The sequence below is a fragment of the Spirillospora sp. NPDC048824 genome (genome assembly GCF_043198455.1).
GTDB lineage: Bacteria > Actinomycetota > Actinomycetes > Streptosporangiales > Streptosporangiaceae > Spirillospora.
On the sequence record NZ_JBICUS010000004.1, the window covers coordinates 1 to 15,868 of the forward strand.

Annotated in this window: 17 protein-coding genes and 1 pseudogene; 7 read left to right on the plus strand and 11 right to left on the minus strand. The window is 71.4% G+C overall.

Annotated elements, in window-relative coordinates:
- A partial coding sequence (locus ACGFIS_RS09000; protein WP_392970127.1) for a maltotransferase domain-containing protein occupies window positions 1-299 on the minus strand: 299 nt, incomplete at its 3' end.
- A gap of 272 nt (window positions 300-571) precedes the next feature.
- Here ACGFIS_RS09000 and glgP point away from each other — a divergent pair.
- Window positions 572-3,208 (plus strand): alpha-glucan family phosphorylase, encoded by a 2,637-nt coding sequence (glgP, locus tag ACGFIS_RS09005; RefSeq protein ID WP_392901477.1) that lies wholly within the window; start codon window positions 572-574, stop codon window positions 3,206-3,208.
- Here glgP and ACGFIS_RS09010 read toward each other — a convergent pair.
- From ACGFIS_RS09010 to ACGFIS_RS09025, 4 genes are read right to left on the minus strand one after another with little or no spacing between them, the layout of a single operon-like run.
- A complete protein-coding gene (locus tag ACGFIS_RS09010; RefSeq protein ID WP_392901479.1) occupies window positions 3,205-3,777 on the minus strand; it encodes a hypothetical protein in 573 nt (190 codons plus the stop codon). The genes glgP and ACGFIS_RS09010 overlap by 4 nt on opposite strands.
- Before the next feature lie 28 nt (window positions 3,778-3,805).
- Window positions 3,806-4,078, minus strand: coding sequence for a helix-turn-helix transcriptional regulator (locus ACGFIS_RS09015; protein ID WP_392901481.1), 273 nt, complete (start codon window positions 4,076-4,078; stop codon window positions 3,806-3,808).
- A 25-nt stretch (window positions 4,079-4,103) separates the two neighbouring features.
- Window positions 4,104-4,958, minus strand: a complete 855-nt coding sequence (locus tag ACGFIS_RS09020) for an ABC transporter permease (RefSeq protein WP_392901483.1) — start codon at window positions 4,956-4,958, stop codon at window positions 4,104-4,106.
- The gene (locus ACGFIS_RS09025) at window positions 4,955-5,851 is read right to left on the minus strand and encodes an ABC transporter ATP-binding protein (RefSeq protein WP_392970130.1); all 897 of its coding nucleotides are present in this window, start codon (window positions 5,849-5,851) and stop codon (window positions 4,955-4,957) included. Before ACGFIS_RS09025 ends, ACGFIS_RS09020 begins: the two co-directional genes overlap by 4 nt.
- 151 nt (window positions 5,852-6,002) lie before the next feature.
- On the opposite strand from ACGFIS_RS09025, the gene ACGFIS_RS09030 reads away from it, so the two are divergent.
- Window positions 6,003-7,178 (plus strand): sensor histidine kinase, encoded by a 1,176-nt coding sequence (locus ACGFIS_RS09030; protein ID WP_392970133.1) that lies wholly within the window; start codon window positions 6,003-6,005, stop codon window positions 7,176-7,178.
- Window positions 7,179-7,252: 74 nt separating this feature from the next.
- Window positions 7,253-8,125 carry an alpha/beta fold hydrolase gene (locus ACGFIS_RS09035; RefSeq protein ID WP_392970136.1) on the plus strand — a complete coding sequence of 291 codons (873 nt, stop codon included), beginning with the start codon at window positions 7,253-7,255 and terminating at the stop codon, window positions 8,123-8,125.
- A gap of 165 nt (window positions 8,126-8,290) precedes the next feature.
- Here the strand turns inward: ACGFIS_RS09035 and ACGFIS_RS09040 are convergent, their stop codons facing one another.
- From ACGFIS_RS09040 to ACGFIS_RS09050, 3 genes are read right to left on the minus strand one after another with little or no spacing between them, the layout of a single operon-like run.
- Window positions 8,291-8,620 carry a hypothetical protein gene (locus tag ACGFIS_RS09040; protein WP_392970139.1) on the minus strand — a complete coding sequence of 110 codons (330 nt, stop codon included), beginning with the start codon at window positions 8,618-8,620 and terminating at the stop codon, window positions 8,291-8,293.
- Between the two features lie 47 nt (window positions 8,621-8,667).
- On the minus strand, window positions 8,668-9,090 hold the full coding sequence (locus ACGFIS_RS09045) for an ATP-binding protein (protein WP_392970142.1): 423 nt from the start codon (window positions 9,088-9,090) through the stop codon (window positions 8,668-8,670).
- Window positions 9,087-9,440, minus strand: coding sequence for a hypothetical protein (locus ACGFIS_RS09050; RefSeq protein ID WP_392901497.1), 354 nt, complete (start codon window positions 9,438-9,440; stop codon window positions 9,087-9,089). The genes ACGFIS_RS09045 and ACGFIS_RS09050 overlap by 4 nt, the downstream gene beginning before the upstream one ends.
- Before the next feature lie 125 nt (window positions 9,441-9,565).
- On the opposite strand from ACGFIS_RS09050, the pseudogene ACGFIS_RS09055 reads away from it, so the two are divergent.
- The 4 genes and pseudogenes from ACGFIS_RS09055 to ACGFIS_RS09070 form a co-directional block, all read left to right on the plus strand.
- Window positions 9,566-9,937 (plus strand): annotated as a pseudogene (locus tag ACGFIS_RS09055) (DUF5753 domain-containing protein); the annotation flags it as partial.
- Window positions 9,867-10,088, plus strand: coding sequence for a DUF397 domain-containing protein (locus ACGFIS_RS09060; protein ID WP_392902829.1), 222 nt, complete (start codon window positions 9,867-9,869; stop codon window positions 10,086-10,088). The pseudogene ACGFIS_RS09055 and the gene ACGFIS_RS09060, both read left to right, overlap by 71 nt.
- A gap of 35 nt (window positions 10,089-10,123) precedes the next feature.
- The gene (locus tag ACGFIS_RS09065) at window positions 10,124-10,270 is read left to right on the plus strand and encodes a DUF397 domain-containing protein (RefSeq protein WP_392902832.1); all 147 of its coding nucleotides are present in this window, start codon (window positions 10,124-10,126) and stop codon (window positions 10,268-10,270) included.
- Between the two features lie 14 nt (window positions 10,271-10,284).
- Entirely contained in the window at window positions 10,285-10,386 is a 102-nt protein-coding gene (locus tag ACGFIS_RS09070; RefSeq protein ID WP_392901499.1) for a DUF397 domain-containing protein, read from the plus strand.
- A gap of 438 nt (window positions 10,387-10,824) precedes the next feature.
- On the opposite strand, the gene ACGFIS_RS09075 is transcribed toward ACGFIS_RS09070, so the two are convergent.
- From ACGFIS_RS09075 to ACGFIS_RS09085, 3 genes are all read right to left on the minus strand, one after another.
- Window positions 10,825-11,817, minus strand: a complete 993-nt coding sequence (locus ACGFIS_RS09075) for a Fic family protein (protein WP_392901501.1) — start codon at window positions 11,815-11,817, stop codon at window positions 10,825-10,827.
- A gap of 191 nt (window positions 11,818-12,008) precedes the next feature.
- Window positions 12,009-12,797 carry an SWIM zinc finger family protein gene (locus tag ACGFIS_RS09080; RefSeq protein WP_392901502.1) on the minus strand — a complete coding sequence of 263 codons (789 nt, stop codon included), beginning with the start codon at window positions 12,795-12,797 and terminating at the stop codon, window positions 12,009-12,011.
- The gene (locus ACGFIS_RS09085) at window positions 12,797-15,811 is read right to left on the minus strand and encodes a DEAD/DEAH box helicase (protein WP_392901504.1); all 3,015 of its coding nucleotides are present in this window, start codon (window positions 15,809-15,811) and stop codon (window positions 12,797-12,799) included. The genes ACGFIS_RS09080 and ACGFIS_RS09085 overlap by 1 nt, the downstream gene beginning before the upstream one ends.
- Window positions 15,812-15,868: the final 57 nt, after the last annotated feature.

Here is a 15,868-nt window from a genome sequence, read left to right on the forward strand (position 1 = left end):
AACGACCACGATCCCGTCTCGGTCGGCGTCACCTGAGCCGACCACCGGTCCAGCCCCTCACCGGCCCGGCTCATCCGCCGGCCCGGCAGCTCCTCGCCGCCGGGCGTGCGCAGCACCACCGCCGCGCCCAGCATCTCGTGCCCCTCACGGAACACCGTCGCCGACACCTCGACCGTCTCACCCACCACCGCCTTGGCCGGCCACCGGCCGCACCCCACCACCGGCGCCACGTCCAGAATCGGAATGCGGCCGAGCCTCGGAATGCCGGTCGTGCTGGACGTTCCGAACTCGACGTGCATGAGCCATCCCCTACCCCTGCGAGACTTCCGAAACGTCCCATGCCCGCGATCCGGCGGCTACCGTCCGGTAGTTTCCGATAACTTTGCGCGCCGTCCCGGCGACGGTGGGTGAGTGCAGCTCATCGATCCGAATCGCGGGCGCGTGCGCCGCGGAAAACCCTGTGACCTGGCGAATCGCGGAGTTCAAGGGCGCCCCTCGGAACGGTCGGGGCCGCGCCGCTCCCCGCCCCGGCTGTCGCACCATCGGCGAACAGCGCATAGCGTGACGTTGTGTGAAGGCAATCCGACGTTTCACGGTACGCACCGTCCTTCCCGGGCCGCTCCGGCAGCTTGAGGAGCTCGTCCTCAACCTGCGCTGGTCCTGGCACCACGAGACGCTCGACCTGTTCCGCGCCGTGGACCCCGCCCTGTGGCAGGCCGTCCACCACGACCCGGTCAGGCTGCTCGGCGAGGTCGCACCGGAGCGGCTGGAGCGGCTGGCGGAGGACCGGCCCTTCCTGCGCCGCCTGCAGGACACCGCCGAGGACCTGCGCGAGTACCTGACGGCGCCGCGCTGGTACCAGTCGCGCTCGGACGCCGACACCCCCGACTGCATCGCCTACTTCTCACCCGAGTACGGGATCACCGCCGCGCTGCCGCAGTACTCCGGCGGCCTCGGCATCCTGGCCGGCGACCACCTGAAGACCGCGAGCGACCTCGGCGTCCCGATCCTCGGGGTCGGGCTGCTGTACCGGCACGGCTACTTCTCCCAGTCGCTGTCGCCGGACGGCTGGCAGCTGGAGCACTACCCGGCGATCGACCCCAACGGCCTGCCGCTGACGCTGCTCCGCGAGCGGGACGGGACGCCGGTCCGCGTCGCCATCGGGCTCCCCGCGGGGGCGGCGGGGCGCGGCCACGGGGGTGAGACACAGTCCCGGGGACTGCAGGCACAGGTGTGGATCGCGCAGGTCGGACGCGTCCCGCAGCTGCTCCTCGACTCCGACGTCGAAGAGAACGACCAGTCCGCGCGGGACGTCACCGACCGGCTGTACGGGGGCGGCGGCGATCACCGGCTGCTGCAGGAGATGCTGCTCGGCATCGGCGGCGTCCGGGCGATCCGCGCGTACTGCCGCATCACCGGGCATCCGGCGCCCGAGGTGTTCCACACCAACGAGGGGCACGCGGGCTTCCTCGGCCTGGAACGCATCCGCGAGCTGGTGTCGGAGGCCGGCCTGACGTTCGACGAGGCGCTGGAGGCGACCCGGGCGGGCACGGTGTTCACCACGCACACGCCCGTCCCGGCCGGCATCGACCGGTTCCCCCGCGAGCTGATCAGCCGGTACTTCGGCGGCGTGAACGAGACGCAGCAGGTCCCCGCCGACCGGGTCCTGGCGCTCGGCGCGGAGGACTATCCCGGCGGCGACCGCACCGTGTTCAACATGGCCGTGATGGGGATGCGGCTGGCGCAGCGCGTCAACGGCGTCAGCGAGCTGCACGGGCAGGTCAGCCGCGAGATGTTCGGCGGGCTGTGGGGCGGGTTCGACACCGCCGAGGTCCCCGTCGGGTCGATCACCAACGGCGTGCACGCGGGCACCTGGGTGGCCCGCGAGGTGCTGGAGCTGGCCGCCCGTGAGCTGCCTTCGCTGATGGAGTCCGGGCGCGGCTGGGAGGGCGTGCGCGGTGTCTCCGAGGCCGAGATCTGGCGGATGCGGAGCCTGCTGCGGCGGCGGCTCGTCCTGGACGCGCGGCGCAGGCTCCGCGAGTCGTGGCGGCAGCGCGGGGCGAGCGAGGCCGAGATCTCCTGGATCGACGACGCCCTCGACCCGGACGTCCTGACGATCGGGTTCGCGCGGCGCGTCCCGTCCTACAAGCGGCTGACGCTGATGATGAGCGACCCGGACAGGCTCCGCTCGATCCTCCTGGACCCGGACCGTCCCGTGCAGATCGTCATCGCGGGGAAGGCGCATCCGGCCGACGAGGGCGGCAAGCGGCTGATCCAGGACATCGTGCGGTTCACCGGGGAGGAGGACGTCCGGCACCGGATCGTGTTCCTGCCCGACTACGACATGGCGCTCGGGCAGCTCATGGTGCAGGGCTGCGACGTGTGGATGAACAACCCGCTGCGTCCGCTGGAGGCGTGCGGCACGTCCGGGATGAAGGCGGCGCTGAACGGCGCGCTGAACCTGTCGATCCGCGACGGCTGGTGGGACGAGTGGTACGACGGCCAGAACGGCTGGGCGGTCCCGTCCGCCGACGGCCTCGCCGCGCCCGACCGGCGCGACGAGCTGGAGGCCGCCGCGCTGTACGAGCTGATCGAGGACCACGTCTCGGTCACCTTCTACGACCGGGACTCGGCCGGGCTGCCGCGCCGCTGGCTGGAGATGGTGAAGCACACCATCGTCACCCTCGGCCCGAAGGTCCTCGCCTCCCGGATGCTGCGCGACTACGTCGAGGAGCTCTACGTCCCCGCCGCCGTGTCCGAACGCTTCATGGTCGCCGACAAGTTCGCGGGGGCGCGGACGCTGGCGGCGTGGAAGAGGCGGGTCCGGGACGCGTGGCCGCGCGTCGCCGTCGAGCACGTCGAGTCCAACGGGGAGGAGAGCCCGCAGGTCGGCGCGCGGCTGTCGGTGCGGGTCGTCGTCGACCTCGGCGGCCTCGACCCCGGCGACGTCGCCGTCGAGGCCGTCTACGGCCGGGTGGACGACTCCGACGCGCTGATCGACCCGTCCCATCTGGAACTGGACCGGAGCGGCCCGGCGGAGGACGGACGGCTCCGGTACGCCGGGGAGGTCCCGCTGGGACGCAGCGGCGCGTTCGGGTACAGCGTCCGGGTGGTGCCGAGGCATCCGCTGCTGTCGGGACGGGCGGAGATGGGCCTGGTGGCGCTGCCGCCCGCCCCGCAGGGCATGACGAACGGCGACCTGCGCTAAGCCGTCTCGCCTTCCTCGCCGGCGTCCTCCTCACCGGTGTCCTCTTCGTCTTCGTCGTCGTCGGGCGGCGGGTCGGGCTGCCGCCACCCGGCGACGAGCACCGGCATCAGCAGGTGCGTGAGGAACAGCGAGATGATCCCCGTGACGATCGCCGCCATCGGGATGAACGTGCCGCGGTCGCCGGGGACGCTGAAGACCACCGCGACGACCACGACCAGCAGCACCAGCATGACCTGGTGCGCGACCGTGTAGGCGCGGAGCCGCTCGGCCACCTGGCGCTCGTCGAGCTGCCGCTCCGACAGCGACACCGTCCCCCGGGTGGCGATGTTCAGCACGCTGATCACCGGCACCGCGATCAGCACCGCCAGGATGAGCAGGCCGATCGTCCAGTACATCGCGGTGTCGCTCGGGGCGAGGTTCCACGAGACGACCGTCCCGGCCCACACCATGGCGGTGGCCGCCGCGCCCGCTCCGACGAGCACGCGCCGGCGGCGCCGCGTCGCGTGCCAGGAGGGCAGCGGGTCCCTCTCGATGGCGTCCTTCTGGGCACGCGTCCAGGGCGTTCTCATCGGCGCGCCTCCCGTTTTGGCTTCCTCATCATGTGCTCCCCAGCCGGGGGAACGGCGTCAGCGAGAACACGACCTCGACCGGCACCTCGAAGAACCCGGCGATGCGCAGCGCGAGATGCAGGCTCGGGCTGTACTCGCCGCGTTCCAGGTACCCGATCGTCTGGTAGTGGACACCCAGCGCCGTCGCCAGCTCGCGGCGCGAGACGCCGCGCTCGGCCCTCAGCACCGCGATCCGGTTGTGGACGTTCTCCTTGTCGGCCCTGCCGTCCGACTTGCCGTCCGCCCTGCGTTCCGCCGCCACCGGCCCAGTCTCCCGCAGCCGGCGGTCAGAACGCGCCCTGGGCGGCCCGGCGCTCCTGGCGTTCGGCCAGCCGCGCGCCGGACTCGCGCCGGGTCGCCCGCAGCAGCAGCCACGGCGCGGTCAGTACCCCCGCCACGGCCCAGGCGCCGAGCACGGCGGCGGTCTCCGGCAGGCGCCAGCTCCCGCCGATCTCGGCGACCGCCATCGAGTCGGGCAGGAACACCGACCGGAGGCCGAGGCCCTGCCAGTACAGCGGGAACACCTGCGCGACCCACTGGACGCCCTCCGGTAGCCGCGTCACCGGGTACATCACTCCGGAGATGAGCATGAGCGCCATCAGCGGCAGCGACAGGATGCTCGCGGCGTTGCGCGGCCCGGGCAGCAGGGCCCCGATCGCCGCGCCGATCGGGACGACCGACAGCGTGCCGAGCGCCAGCACCCAGCCCAGGGTCAGCCAGTCGCCGGGCGACGACGGCAGGCCGAGCCCGGCGAACGCCGCGCCCGCGACCAGCATGAGCAGCACGTGAACGGCGATCTGCAGCAGCACCGAGACCGCGCGCCCGGCCAGGTAGGCGGAGGGACCGCCGGGCACCGTCCGCAGCCGCAGCAGCGTGCCCTCCTCCCGGTCCGCCGAGATCCCCATCGGCAAATTCATCAGCGCCGCCGAGAACAAGGAGAACGCGACGAATCCGGCCGTCATCAGGACCGCCTGGGACTGCCCCGTGCCCTCCACGGGCGTGTCGCCCTGCCAGCGGACCAGCAGCACGTAGATCCCCACGGTGCCGATCAGTCCGGAGACCAGCTCTTTGCGGCTGCGCAGGAAGTGCACGTGCTCCGCCCATCCCCTGCGGATTCCGATCTTCAACGTGTGCGTGTTCATGCCGCCCCCCTGTCCTCGAAGTCCTGGGCGGAATCGGTGATCGGCCCGGCCGCGCCCGCGACCAGGTCGAGGTAGCTCTGCTCCAGTGACGGCCGCCGGACCTCCAGGCCCGGGACCGGCCCGCCGAACCGCCGGTGCAGCTCGAAGGCCAACCGGGACGGGTCGGACGTGCGCTCGGTACGCGGCGCGCCGCCCTCGACCCAGCTCACCTCCGACGCGGCCCGCACGACCGATGCCAGCCCGGACGGGGTCCCGCAGACGGTCACGGCGCCGCCCACCAGGATCGCGATGCGGTCGGCCAGCCGTTCGGCCTCGGCCAGATCGTGCGTCGTCAGCAGCACCGTCATGCCCTCGTCCCGCGCCAGGCGTTCGACCAGCTCGTGGAACTCCCGGCGGGCCTGCGGGTCGAAGCCGCTGGTCGGCTCGTCCAGGAACAGCAGCTCGGGGCGGCCCACGATGCCGAGCGCGACGTCCAGCCTGCGGCGCTGGCCGCCCGACAGCCGCGACACCGCCTGCCCGGCCTGCCCGGTGAGCCCCATGACCTCCAGCAGGTCGTCCGGGTCGCGCGGCCGGCCGTAGAAGCCGGCGATGTGAGTGAGCAGCTGCCGGACGCCCCAGCGCGGATGGTCCTGCCAGTTCTGCAGGACGATGCCGAGACGGGCCCGCCAGGCGTCGCCGCCCTTGCCGGGGTCGGTGCCGAACACCGTGACCTCCCCGGCGGAGCGGCGCCGGAATCCTTCGAGGATCTCGATCGTGGTCGTCTTGCCCGCGCCGTTCGGGCCGAGCAGCGCCACCACCTCGCCCGCCCCGACGTCGAGATCGACGCCGCGCAGCGCCTCGGCGCGGCCGTAGCGCATCCGCAGATCCCGCGTCCGGATCACCGGCTCACCCATGCATACACCCCCTGCTACCTCCGATATGGAGACTTCGCTCACCTGCTATATTCCTACACCTATTGATAGCAGTAGTACTACATTTCATCGCAGACTCGCAAGCCGGCCGGTGCCGCGCCTGACCCCGTCCCCGCCCTGGCAGGATGGACGGGTGCCAACACCGGGTCTGCGGGACGGCGGTGTCGCGCGGGCCCTCCGGTGGCCGCCGCGCGGCCGCTACGCCGACGTGCTCATGGTCCTGGGGTGCATGCTCCTGTCGACCCTCAGCGTCCTGGCGGAGGAGAAGGACGACCGCGCCCTCATGCCCGCGGCGGGCTGGGCGATGCTGGTCATCGCGTGCTCGGCGCTGTACTTCCGCCGCCGCCACCCCGTCGCCGTGGCGGCCGTCACGCTCGTCGCGACCGGCCTCTACTACCCGCTGACCGAGCCCGACGGCCTGCTCATCGTCACGTTCGCCATCGCCCTGTACACGGCGGCGGCGGAAGGGTACCTGGTGGCGGCCTCCGTCCTGGCGGGCCTCGCGCTGGCGGCGACCGCGTACGGCAACCGCGGCGACGCCAGCCACATCGAGGACGCGGCCGGTTTCCTGCTCGTCGGGTGGTTCGTCGCGGTCATCGCGATCGGCGGCGTCGTCCGCAACCGGCGCGCCTACCTGCGGGAGGCCGAGGAACGCGCCCGCGTCGCCGAACGCGGCCGCGACCTGGAGGCGCGGCGCCGCGCCATCGAGGAGCGGCTCCGCATCGCCCGCGAACTGCACGACGTCCTCGGCCACAACATCTCGCTGATCAACGTGCAGGCCACGGCGGCGCTGCACGGCCTGCGCCGCGAGCCGGAACGCGCCGAGGACGCCCTCACCGCCATCAAGCAGGCCAGCAAGGACACCCTCCGCGAGATGCGCGCCACCCTCGGCGTCCTGCGGCAGGTCGACGAGGCCGCCCCCGTCACGCCGCCCCCCGGCCTGGCCCGGCTGGACGAGCTGACCGCCGGCATCGCCGCCGCCGGCCTCACCGTCCGGACGGAGATCGAGGGCGAGCCGCGCCCCCTGCCCGCCGAGACCGACCTCGCCGCGTACCGCATCGTCCAAGAGGCCCTCACCAACGTGACCCGCCACTCCAACGCGTCCGCCGCCGTGGTCCGCATCGGCTACGCCGGCGCCCACGTGACGGTCGGCGTGGAGGATGACGGAAAGCCGAGGCCGGGCACACTGTCCGAGGACGGCAGCGGCATCCGCGGAATGCGCGACCGCGCCCGATCCCTCGGCGGCACCCTGGAGGCCGGCCCCGGCCCGGACGGCGGCTTCACCGTCCACGCCCGCCTCCCGCTCTGATCCCGCCCGGCCACCGCTCGGAAACGAAACGCGGGGACCGATGAGTTCTCGACGCGAACGTGGTCGACATCACCATGACGACTGCGCAGACGCTCCAGACGCCCGATGCCGACATCGCCTACGACGTGGACGGCCCGCTGCCGGCCGCCGGCGGGCGCCCGCCACTGGTCATGATCGGCCAGCCCATGGACGCCACCGGCTTCCGCACGCTGGTGTCGCACTTCGCGGACCGCACCGTGATCACCTACGACCCGCGCGGCCTCGGCCGCAGCACCCGCAAGGACGGCCGGGACGACCACGCACCCGGCCCCCAGGCCGCCGACGTGCACGCCGTCATCGAGGCGCTCGGCGCGGGCCCGGTCGAGATGTTCGCGAGCAGCGGCGGCGCGGTGACCGCGCTCGCCCTCGTGGCGGCGTACCCCGGCGACGTCACCACCCTGGTGGCGCACGAGCCCCCGCTCATTCCGGTGCTCCCCGACGCCGAGGCCGCCGAGCGCGCCCGGGCCGGTGTCCGGGACGTGTACGAGAAGAAGGGCTGGGGCGCCGGCATGGCGGCGTTCATCGCGATGACGTCGTGGCAGGGCGAGTTCACCGACGACTACTTCGCCCAGCCCGCACCGGACCCCGCCACGTTCGGGATGCCGGCCGAGGACGACGGCTCCCGCGACGACCCGCTGCTCTCCGACCGGTCCTGGGCGGTCAGCAGTCTCCGGCCCGACACCGACGCGCTCACCGCGGCGCCCACGCGGATCGTGATCGCAGTGGGCGAGGAGTCCCAGGGCACGTTCACCGCCCGCACCGCGGCGGCAACGGCCGAACTGCTCGGCCAGCGGGCGACGGTGTTCCCGAGCCACCACGGCGGCTTCCTGGGAGGCGAGTTCGGCCAGGCCGGACAGCCCGCCGCCTTCGCCCGCAAACTACGCGAAGTCCTTGACGGCGCCGCCTGACCGCCGGCCGGCTCAGCCCACCTTTCCGGCCTCAAGCCACCGACTCGGGCGAACAGCGGCCATCAGTCCGGGCGGTCGCCGGTGTCGCGCGCTGAGGGCGTCGCGGGCCGGGGCCAGGACGTCCGGGACGAAGCGGCGGCGGATTCCGATCGGTGGGTGGGCCGGTCACCTGATGCCGTCGCCGGCCTGCCGCTCATACTGTTCCCACAGCCCAAGCGATTCCATCAGGAGATCTTCCAACTGGGCCGCCGCCGTCCAGTATGCCTGGGCCCGCCCGGCGCACACCCCCGAGTCCCAGATGTGCCCTTCCCGGGACCGGACCCGTACCCGCGCCTCCTCCATCCGCGCCAGCGTCCGCCACACCCGCGCCTCCTCCGGCAGCGTCTCCAACGCCTGCCGTGCCTCCGGCCCCAGGGCCGCGAACAGGAACACGACCTCCGGGACGGCCCCTTCCCCGGCCGTACGCGCCCCACCAGGCCCCAGCCTCCGCAACACCGCCAGAACCACGCCCCGCCGCCCCGCCGCCCAAGCGCGCCGCCTCTTCACCGGGTCGCCTCGAACCAGACCGTGAACCGGCCGTCCGGCCCCGGCAGCGTGCCCCACCGCTCCGCCAGCCCGTTCACCACCATCAGGCCCCGACCCGACTCGCTCCAGCCTGCGCCCTGCGCCGGGATCACCGGCCGCCCACCCGAGCCTCCGTCGTCCTGGACCTCCACCCGAAGCCGCTCCCGCGAGACGAGAACGGTCACCCACACCCCGCCGCCCGGCCTGCCGCTGCCGCTGTGCCGGATCGCGTTGGTGACGATCTCGCAGACCATCAGGTCGACGTCTTCCAGGTCGAACCCGTCCAGGTCCCCGGCCAATGCGCCCACCAGCGTCCGCCGCACCCGCGCCCGGACCTCCCGCACGTCCAGCACCCCGCGCGAGGTCATCCGCTCGGTGTGCACCTCGCCCCAGACGATCATCGCGCGACCCCCGCGATCTGGCGCGCCGCGACGAGCACCGAACCGACCGGCATCGTGTGGGCCGCGTCCCATAGGTAGGACCACCCGCCGCCCCGCTCCTGGACGACGAGCACCGCCATCGCCCGCCGCCGCGCCACCACCGGAACCGACAACACCGGCTCGGCTTTCGCGTCCATGTACAGCACCGAGCCGCGCCCCATCTCATGCAAGGCCCACATCAGCTGAACGAGCAGCCGGAGCCGCTCCCGCGTCACGTCCCGTCCCGCCAGGCGGCGGGGGCTTCGGTAGATTGCCCACAGGTCCGACTCCTTCCAGCCGGGCTCAGGCCCCGGGCTCGGTGATTGCAGCACCGCCCGATCTCTACGGCGTGGACGATCTCCGACAGGTGAACCGCCTGCTCGACATCGCTCGCAGGGCGAGGGAACGAGGGTGGTGGGAGTCCTACGGCCCCACTCTGCCCACCGAGACGCGGACCATGATCGGCATCGAAACCGAAGCCTCGCTGATCCAGACCTACCATCAGGCGCTCGTTCCCGGACTGCTGCAGACGCCGGACTACGCACGCGCGGTGATTCGCGCCGCACGTCCGAGCGACTCCCAAGAGATCATCGACCAGCGCGTGGAGGTACGGCTTGCTCGCCAGGCGCTCTTTGAGGAGAAGGACTCCCCGCAACTCTGGGTCGTGATCAACGAAGGAGCGGTCCGGCAGGTGGTCGGCAGTTCGGCGATCATGGCGGCCCAGTTGCGGCATCTGACCGAGGAACGGGACAGACTCAATGTGGTCGTCCAGGTCCTTCCCTTCTCTGCAGGAGAACACCCGGCCATGGTCGGCTCGTTTTCGCTCTACAGCTTACGTCGCCCCTGGTCGCCGACTCGTGACCACCGCCATCCGGGATTCCAAGGATCCGGAAGGCCTGGCACTGTCCTTTCGTCTGGACGAGTGGGCGGCTTTCGCGCTGAAGGTCAAGGCGGGGGTATACGACCTCCAGGCCCACTGATCACAACAAGGAGGTGCGGGGTGCACAGCTTGGTCGTGACTCTCACCACGTGGCGCAAGAGTTTGCGAAGTGGCCAAAACGGTAACTGCGTGGAGATCGCCCGGGTCGCCGACAGCGTGGAGTGGCGGAAGAGCAGCCACAGCAAAGTGCGGGCGGTGCCTGCGTCGAGGTCGCCGACCTAGTGACGAACATCAGGGTGCGCGACAGCAAGGCCCCGGACGCCGGTCACCTCGCGTTCAGCCCACAGGCATGGGCCACCTTCGTGGCCCAGGTACGCGCCGGACGGCACGACGGGTAGTCGGCCACCGCAATGAGAACAAAACCGACCACGCTGAACACGCAGGCGACCCCGGGCCTCGTGTTCATTACCCGTCCTCTCCGCCGTCGAGCCAGAGTTGCTGGCCATCGGGTGCCACGGTGATGCCCCAGCGGTCGGCGGCGGGTTGGCCGAGACCATCCCACCAGTGGTAGGCGGCGGCCTCCACCTCGTCCCACAGGCTCCGGCCCCCCGTGCTGGCGGATCTCGAACGCCTCGGCGTCCGGCTCGTGCGCGAGGCTGCCGGCCCATGAACCTGACCACGGGTCGATCAGCCAGACCGTGTAGGCACCCTCCTCCTGGTGGTGCTTGACGACGAGCTTGCACCGGGGAACCTTGAGCCCGACCGCCAGCGAAGCGTCGTACTCGCCGATCACCTCGTGTCATCCGAAACGCGCCGCCGCCGACGATCCTCGTCGTTCACTCCTGCCTGGGCCTCCGCTGGTGTCTTGATTCCCGGTACGCGTCCACCGCTTTGCGGGAACTGCGCCATATCCCATCGGATCCCTGAAACGCCTCCAACCGCCCGCGCTGTGCCGCCTGCCGGAGGGCAGGGAGCGAGAACTCCTCATCGACGAGCGCTGCAAGGGGAACCATTCGGGCCGGTCCTGCCACGTTCGGCACGATGAACCGGTTCAAGTTGTCATGCATCGCCCGTGCGATCAGCTCACCCAACGACCCAGGGTCACCGGCGTCCGCCCGCTGCATGGCCATCAGGTAGGCATCTCGCTGCTTCTTAAAGATGATCACGGGCGGGTATCCCAGGCGTACCAAGATCAGGTTGAGGACCAGTCGGCCGGTTCGGCCGTTGCCGTCAATGAACGGGTGCACCTGCTCGAAGGTGTTGTGCAACCGTGCGAGGAACTCCGGAAGCGGCTGGCCATCGCCGTCTTCACCGGCACCCTTGCCCAGCAGGCAGACTTGCCCGATCCACTCCTCCAAGCGAGCCGGGACGAGAGGCCAAGCCGGCGGCACCATTCCGGCGGAGAACGGCTGTATGTCGTGCTCTCGAAAGTTCCCTGGCGACTCACGCTGGGTGGCATCTGGATGCGGTGCGACGTCCCAAACGGGCGTCATGGCCATGTGATGGATCTGACGCACTTCCCCGACCGTCAGGAGCCGTCCGTCGTGCCAGTCTCCGGGTTCGAGCGCCTGCCGGTAGACCCACCGTGCGGCATCGGCATATCCACGAACCTCGTTGTACTCCTTCAAAGATTTTGCGCCGACGGCCCGGCCTTGATCCAACAGTAGTTGGACCTCGCGCAGCACCAGCGTGTTCCCTTCCAGGGCGGTCGAGTGGTGTGCCTCCAGATGCCAGATGTCATCCCAGATCGCCCGTGCCTCGCGGGGATCGGGCAGACCGCCGTATCTCTGGTTCAGCTCGGCCAGAGCCTTGTCCAGCCGCTGATACACGACTGCCCTGCTCGGTCGTCCCCGGCTCACGGGACACCTCCGCATCTCAATGGACGTCCACCGGACAGGGACGGCCTTGACAAGTTGATAACCCGCCCAAGAAGCTAATTGAACTTATCAAGTAGCTGGCCCGGCCAGCAGGTTTACGACGCATCTTGCTCTGCACTCCGCCTACCTTGCCGCGCAGGCCGTCAGCCGGATGGGTCGTTAGTGTCCTGGGTGCTGAGGGCCTCGTAGGCGGGGGTCAGCACGTCGGTGAGGGGGCGGCGGCGGATCTTGATGGGTGGGGGAGTGGCCATCTGGAGGACGAAGCCGGGTGGGACGGGGGGTGTGGACGGGCGGTCGCGGAGATGGGCCATGCCCGAGGGGGGCGTCCAGAACCCGGAGGCCGTCAGCGGCTCATCCTCCATGGCCAGGGGGTCGGGCTCGGTCTCGGTGCCGCGCCGCAGGGCCGCCAGGAGTTGGTCTTTGCCGCGTCCGTTCCACTGGAGGATGAGGAACGGGTCGTCGTCGAACGCTTCGGCCAGCAGGTACAGGACGGCCGCGGCGTGCTTGCACGGGTCGCCCCAGTCGGGGCAGTCGCACATCAGGTGGAGGTCGGACGCCGACGCCGGGAACAGCGACAAGCCCAGCTCGGCGAACACCCACTCGATCTCCGGCGGCATCTCACCGGCGAGCAGGCGGGCGCGGAACACCGCGCGGGACGCCAGCTCCTTCTCCACCGCCCGCCAGTCGCCCACGTCGATCGCGTCGATGCCGAGCGCCACCTCGTACGGGTCCGGTGCCGAACCGTGCACTTTCGCGGTCACCTCGTGCGGCGCGACCTTCAGGTCGAACACCATGCCCTTGCGCGCGTACGTGCGGCCGCGTGACAGGCGGCCCTTGTCGGCGAACGATTCGAGGAGGTCGATGAAGCGGCGCGACCACCACTGGGCGCCGATCGAACCTCGTTTGGTGCGGGCCTTGATGCCGTCGCTCATCAGTCGCTCACCGCCTCGGGGGACAGGCGCAGGACGTCGCGCAGTTCGGCGACCGACAGCTCGGTGAGCCAGTCTTCGCCGGTGCCGACGATCGACTCGGCGAGGGCCTTCTTGCGCTCGATCATCTCGTCGACGCGCTCCTCCATCGTCCCGACGCAGATGAACTTGCGGACCTGGACGTTGCGGGTCTGCCCGATGCGGAACGCGCGGTCGGTGGCCTGGTCCTCGACGGCCGGGTTCCACCAGCGGTCGACGTGCACGACGTGGTTGGCGGCGGTCAGCGTCAGTCCCGTCCCGGCCGCCTTGAGGGACAGCAGGAAGATCGCGGGCTCGTCGTCCTCCTGGAACCGCTGGACGAGGTCGTCCCGGCCCTGCTTGGACGTCCCGCCGTGCAGCCACAGCACGGGCCGCTCCAGGCGTGCGGCCAGGTAGGGCTGGAGCATGGAGCCGAACGCGGCGTACTGGGTGAAGACGAGGGCCTTCTCACCCTGTTCCAGGACTTCGGCGCAGATCTCTTCGAGGCGTTCGAGCTTGCCGGAGCGGCCGGGGAGCCGGGAGCCGTCCTTGAGCAGCTGCGCCGGATGGTTGCAGACCTGCTTCAGCTTGGCCATCGTCGCCAGGACGAGCCCGCGCCGCTTCGCCTCCTCCGCCTCGGCGATCTGCTGGAGCATGTCGTCCACGGTCGCCTGGTAGAGCGACGCCTGCTCGGTGGTGAGGTTGCAGTAGACCTTGATCTCCTGCTTCTCCGGCAGATCCGAGATGATCGACTTGTCGGTCTTGAGGCGGCGGAGGATGAACGGCTGCGTCGCCCGCTTCAACGCGATGGCCGCCTGCTCGTCGCCCTCGCGCTCGATCGGGATGGCAAAGCGCTGCCGGAACGCGCTGCGCGGCCCGAGCAGGCCCGGGTTGGCGAACTCCATGATCGACCAAAGTTCGGTGAGGTGGTTCTCCACCGGGGTGCCGGTGAGCGCGATCCGGGTCCGCGCCGGGATGCTCCGCACCGCCCTGGCCTGCCGCGTCCCGCTGTTCTTGAGCGCCTGCGCCTCGTCGCAGACGATCCGTCCCCACTCGAACTCCGTGAGCGTCTCCGCGTCCCGTGCCGCCGTCCCGTAGGTCGTCAGCACCAGATCGGCGCCCGCGACCGCCTGGGCGAGGTCGTCGCCGCGGTGCCGTCCCGTCCCATGATGGACGTAGACGCGCAGCTTGGGGGTGAACCGCGCCGCCTCCCGCTGCCAGTTCCCCACCAGCGACATCGGCAGGATCGCCAGCGTCGGGTCAGGGTGGGGGCCTTTCTCTCTTTCATGGACAAGTAGGGACAAAACGGAGATCGTTTTCCCCAATCCCATATCGTCCGCAAGTAGGGCACCTAGCCCCAAATCGTTCATGAAGGTCAGCCAGGCGAGGCCGCGTTCCTGGTAGGGCCGCAGTTCGGCGTCCAGTTCGTCGGGCGTGTGCATCGGGGTGAGGCGGCGGTCGGCCTCGCCGGAGAGGAGGTCGCCGAGGGCGCCGCCCGCGTCCACCCCGGTGAGGGGAAGGGCGTCCTCGTCGGCGTGGATGACCGCGCGGATCGCCTCTGCGGCGCTCATCCGGCCGCGGCGGGGGTGGCGGAGGAAGTCGAGGGCCGCTTCGAGCTGCCGTTCGTCCAGCTCGACCCACTGGCCGCGCAGCCGGACGAGCGGCGTCTTCAGGCGGGCCAGCTCCTCCAGCTCGGCCTCGTCGATGCTGTCGTCGCCGATGGCGAGGTCCCAGCGGAAGTCGACCATGGCCTTCATGTCGAAGCCCGAGGCCATGGCCGAACCGGACGACGCCTCGGGGTCTTCGCTGCGGGTCGTCAGCTTCATGCCGAGCTTGGCCTTGCCCGCCCACTGGGGGAGCAGGACGCCGAAGCCCGCGGCGGCCAGCATCGGGGCCGCCTGGCGGAGGAAACGGAACGCACCGGCGGTGTCGAGGATCAGCTCGCCGGGTGCCGGGCCGTCCAGGGCCGGCGCGATGTCGGGGAACAGGCGCAGCGCGCGGCCGAGGCCGGCGAGGAGCGTCTCCTCGGCGTCCGGGATCGACGTCGCCTCACCCGCCCACACCATCGCGGCGGGCACGTAGAGGCTCGGGTCGTCGGTGCCCTGGAGGGCGAACTCGACCCGCCAGGAGTCGTCGTTTTCGGGTTCCCCGGCGAGTTCCTCGTCCTCCACGTCCCACTGCTCCGCGCCCGGCTCGGCGAGGCGGAAGCAGACGCGCAGCGGGCCGGACGGGCGGCGCGCGGCGGCGGCCCACGCGTCCAGCTCGGCGATCAGGTCGGCGGGGTCGTCGCGCGGCTCGCGGGCGACCTGCGGCGACGGCCCCGTCAGCGCCGCCACCCAGCGTTCGGCCAGCGGCAGCCGGTCCGGGACCTTGCGGCGGGACACCAGCAGCGGATGCGGCACCACGCCGCGGACGGCGGTGTCGACCAGGCCGGACAGCGCCTCGCGCAGCACCGCGCCGGCGGGACGCCCGCCATCGGCGGCCCGGCACGCGGCGGGCATGGCGCGGGCCAGCGCGCGGAACCGGGCCGGGTCGTCGATCACCGGACGCCAGCGGGCCACGAGCTCGCCGTCCTCGCGCAGCAGGGCGGGCAGCACCTGGCCGCGCCCGGTGAGATGGACGGCCTCGTCGGCGATCACGCACAGGAAGCGCAGGTCGGTGCCGGGGATCACGTCGGCGCTGTGCTCGGCGGCCTGGAGCAGCGCCATCGCGGGGAACGGCTCCAGGACGAGCGCCGGGACCCGCCACGGACGCAGTTCGGGCTCGTCCCGCACCGGCTCGGGGCCCAGTTCCGCCGACGGCAGCGGATGGTCGCCGAGCGTCGGCAGCGACAGCGCCAGCTCGACGCGGAACGCGGTGCGGACGAGCGGCTCGTAGGACGTGCCGGTGAAGTCGCAGGTCGCGAAGGGGTGGACGTCCGGTGAAGGCTCGTGCGGGCCGGTGCGTTCGGCCCAGAGGCAGAGCGCACCGCCATGCCAGGTGGCGTGGGCGACGAGCATGGTCAACGAAGCTACCAGCCGCCTCCGACGTCCCGGCGTATGACAGCCGTGACTCGG

Coding starts and splice junctions, on each gene's coding strand:
- ACGFIS_RS09045 (WP_392970142.1), bottom strand. CDS start 9,090: ATGATCGTCTGGGGCGAGGTGCACACCGAGCGGATGACCTCGCGCGGG.
- ACGFIS_RS09080 (WP_392901502.1), bottom strand. CDS start 12,797: ATGAGCGACGGCATCAAGGCCCGCACCAAACGAGGTTCGATCGGCGCC.
- ACGFIS_RS09060 (WP_392902829.1), top strand. CDS start 9,867: ATGTGGTCGTCCAGGTCCTTCCCTTCTCTGCAGGAGAACACCCGGCCA.
- ACGFIS_RS09035 (WP_392970136.1), top strand. CDS start 7,253: ATGACGACTGCGCAGACGCTCCAGACGCCCGATGCCGACATCGCCTAC.
- ACGFIS_RS09020 (WP_392901483.1), bottom strand. CDS start 4,958: ATGAACACGCACACGTTGAAGATCGGAATCCGCAGGGGATGGGCGGAG.
- ACGFIS_RS09025 (WP_392970130.1), bottom strand. CDS start 5,851: ATGGGTGAGCCGGTGATCCGGACGCGGGATCTGCGGATGCGCTACGGC.
- ACGFIS_RS09085 (WP_392901504.1), bottom strand. CDS start 15,811: ATGCTCGTCGCCCACGCCACCTGGCATGGCGGTGCGCTCTGCCTCTGG.
- ACGFIS_RS09010 (WP_392901479.1), bottom strand. CDS start 3,777: ATGAGAACGCCCTGGACGCGTGCCCAGAAGGACGCCATCGAGAGGGAC.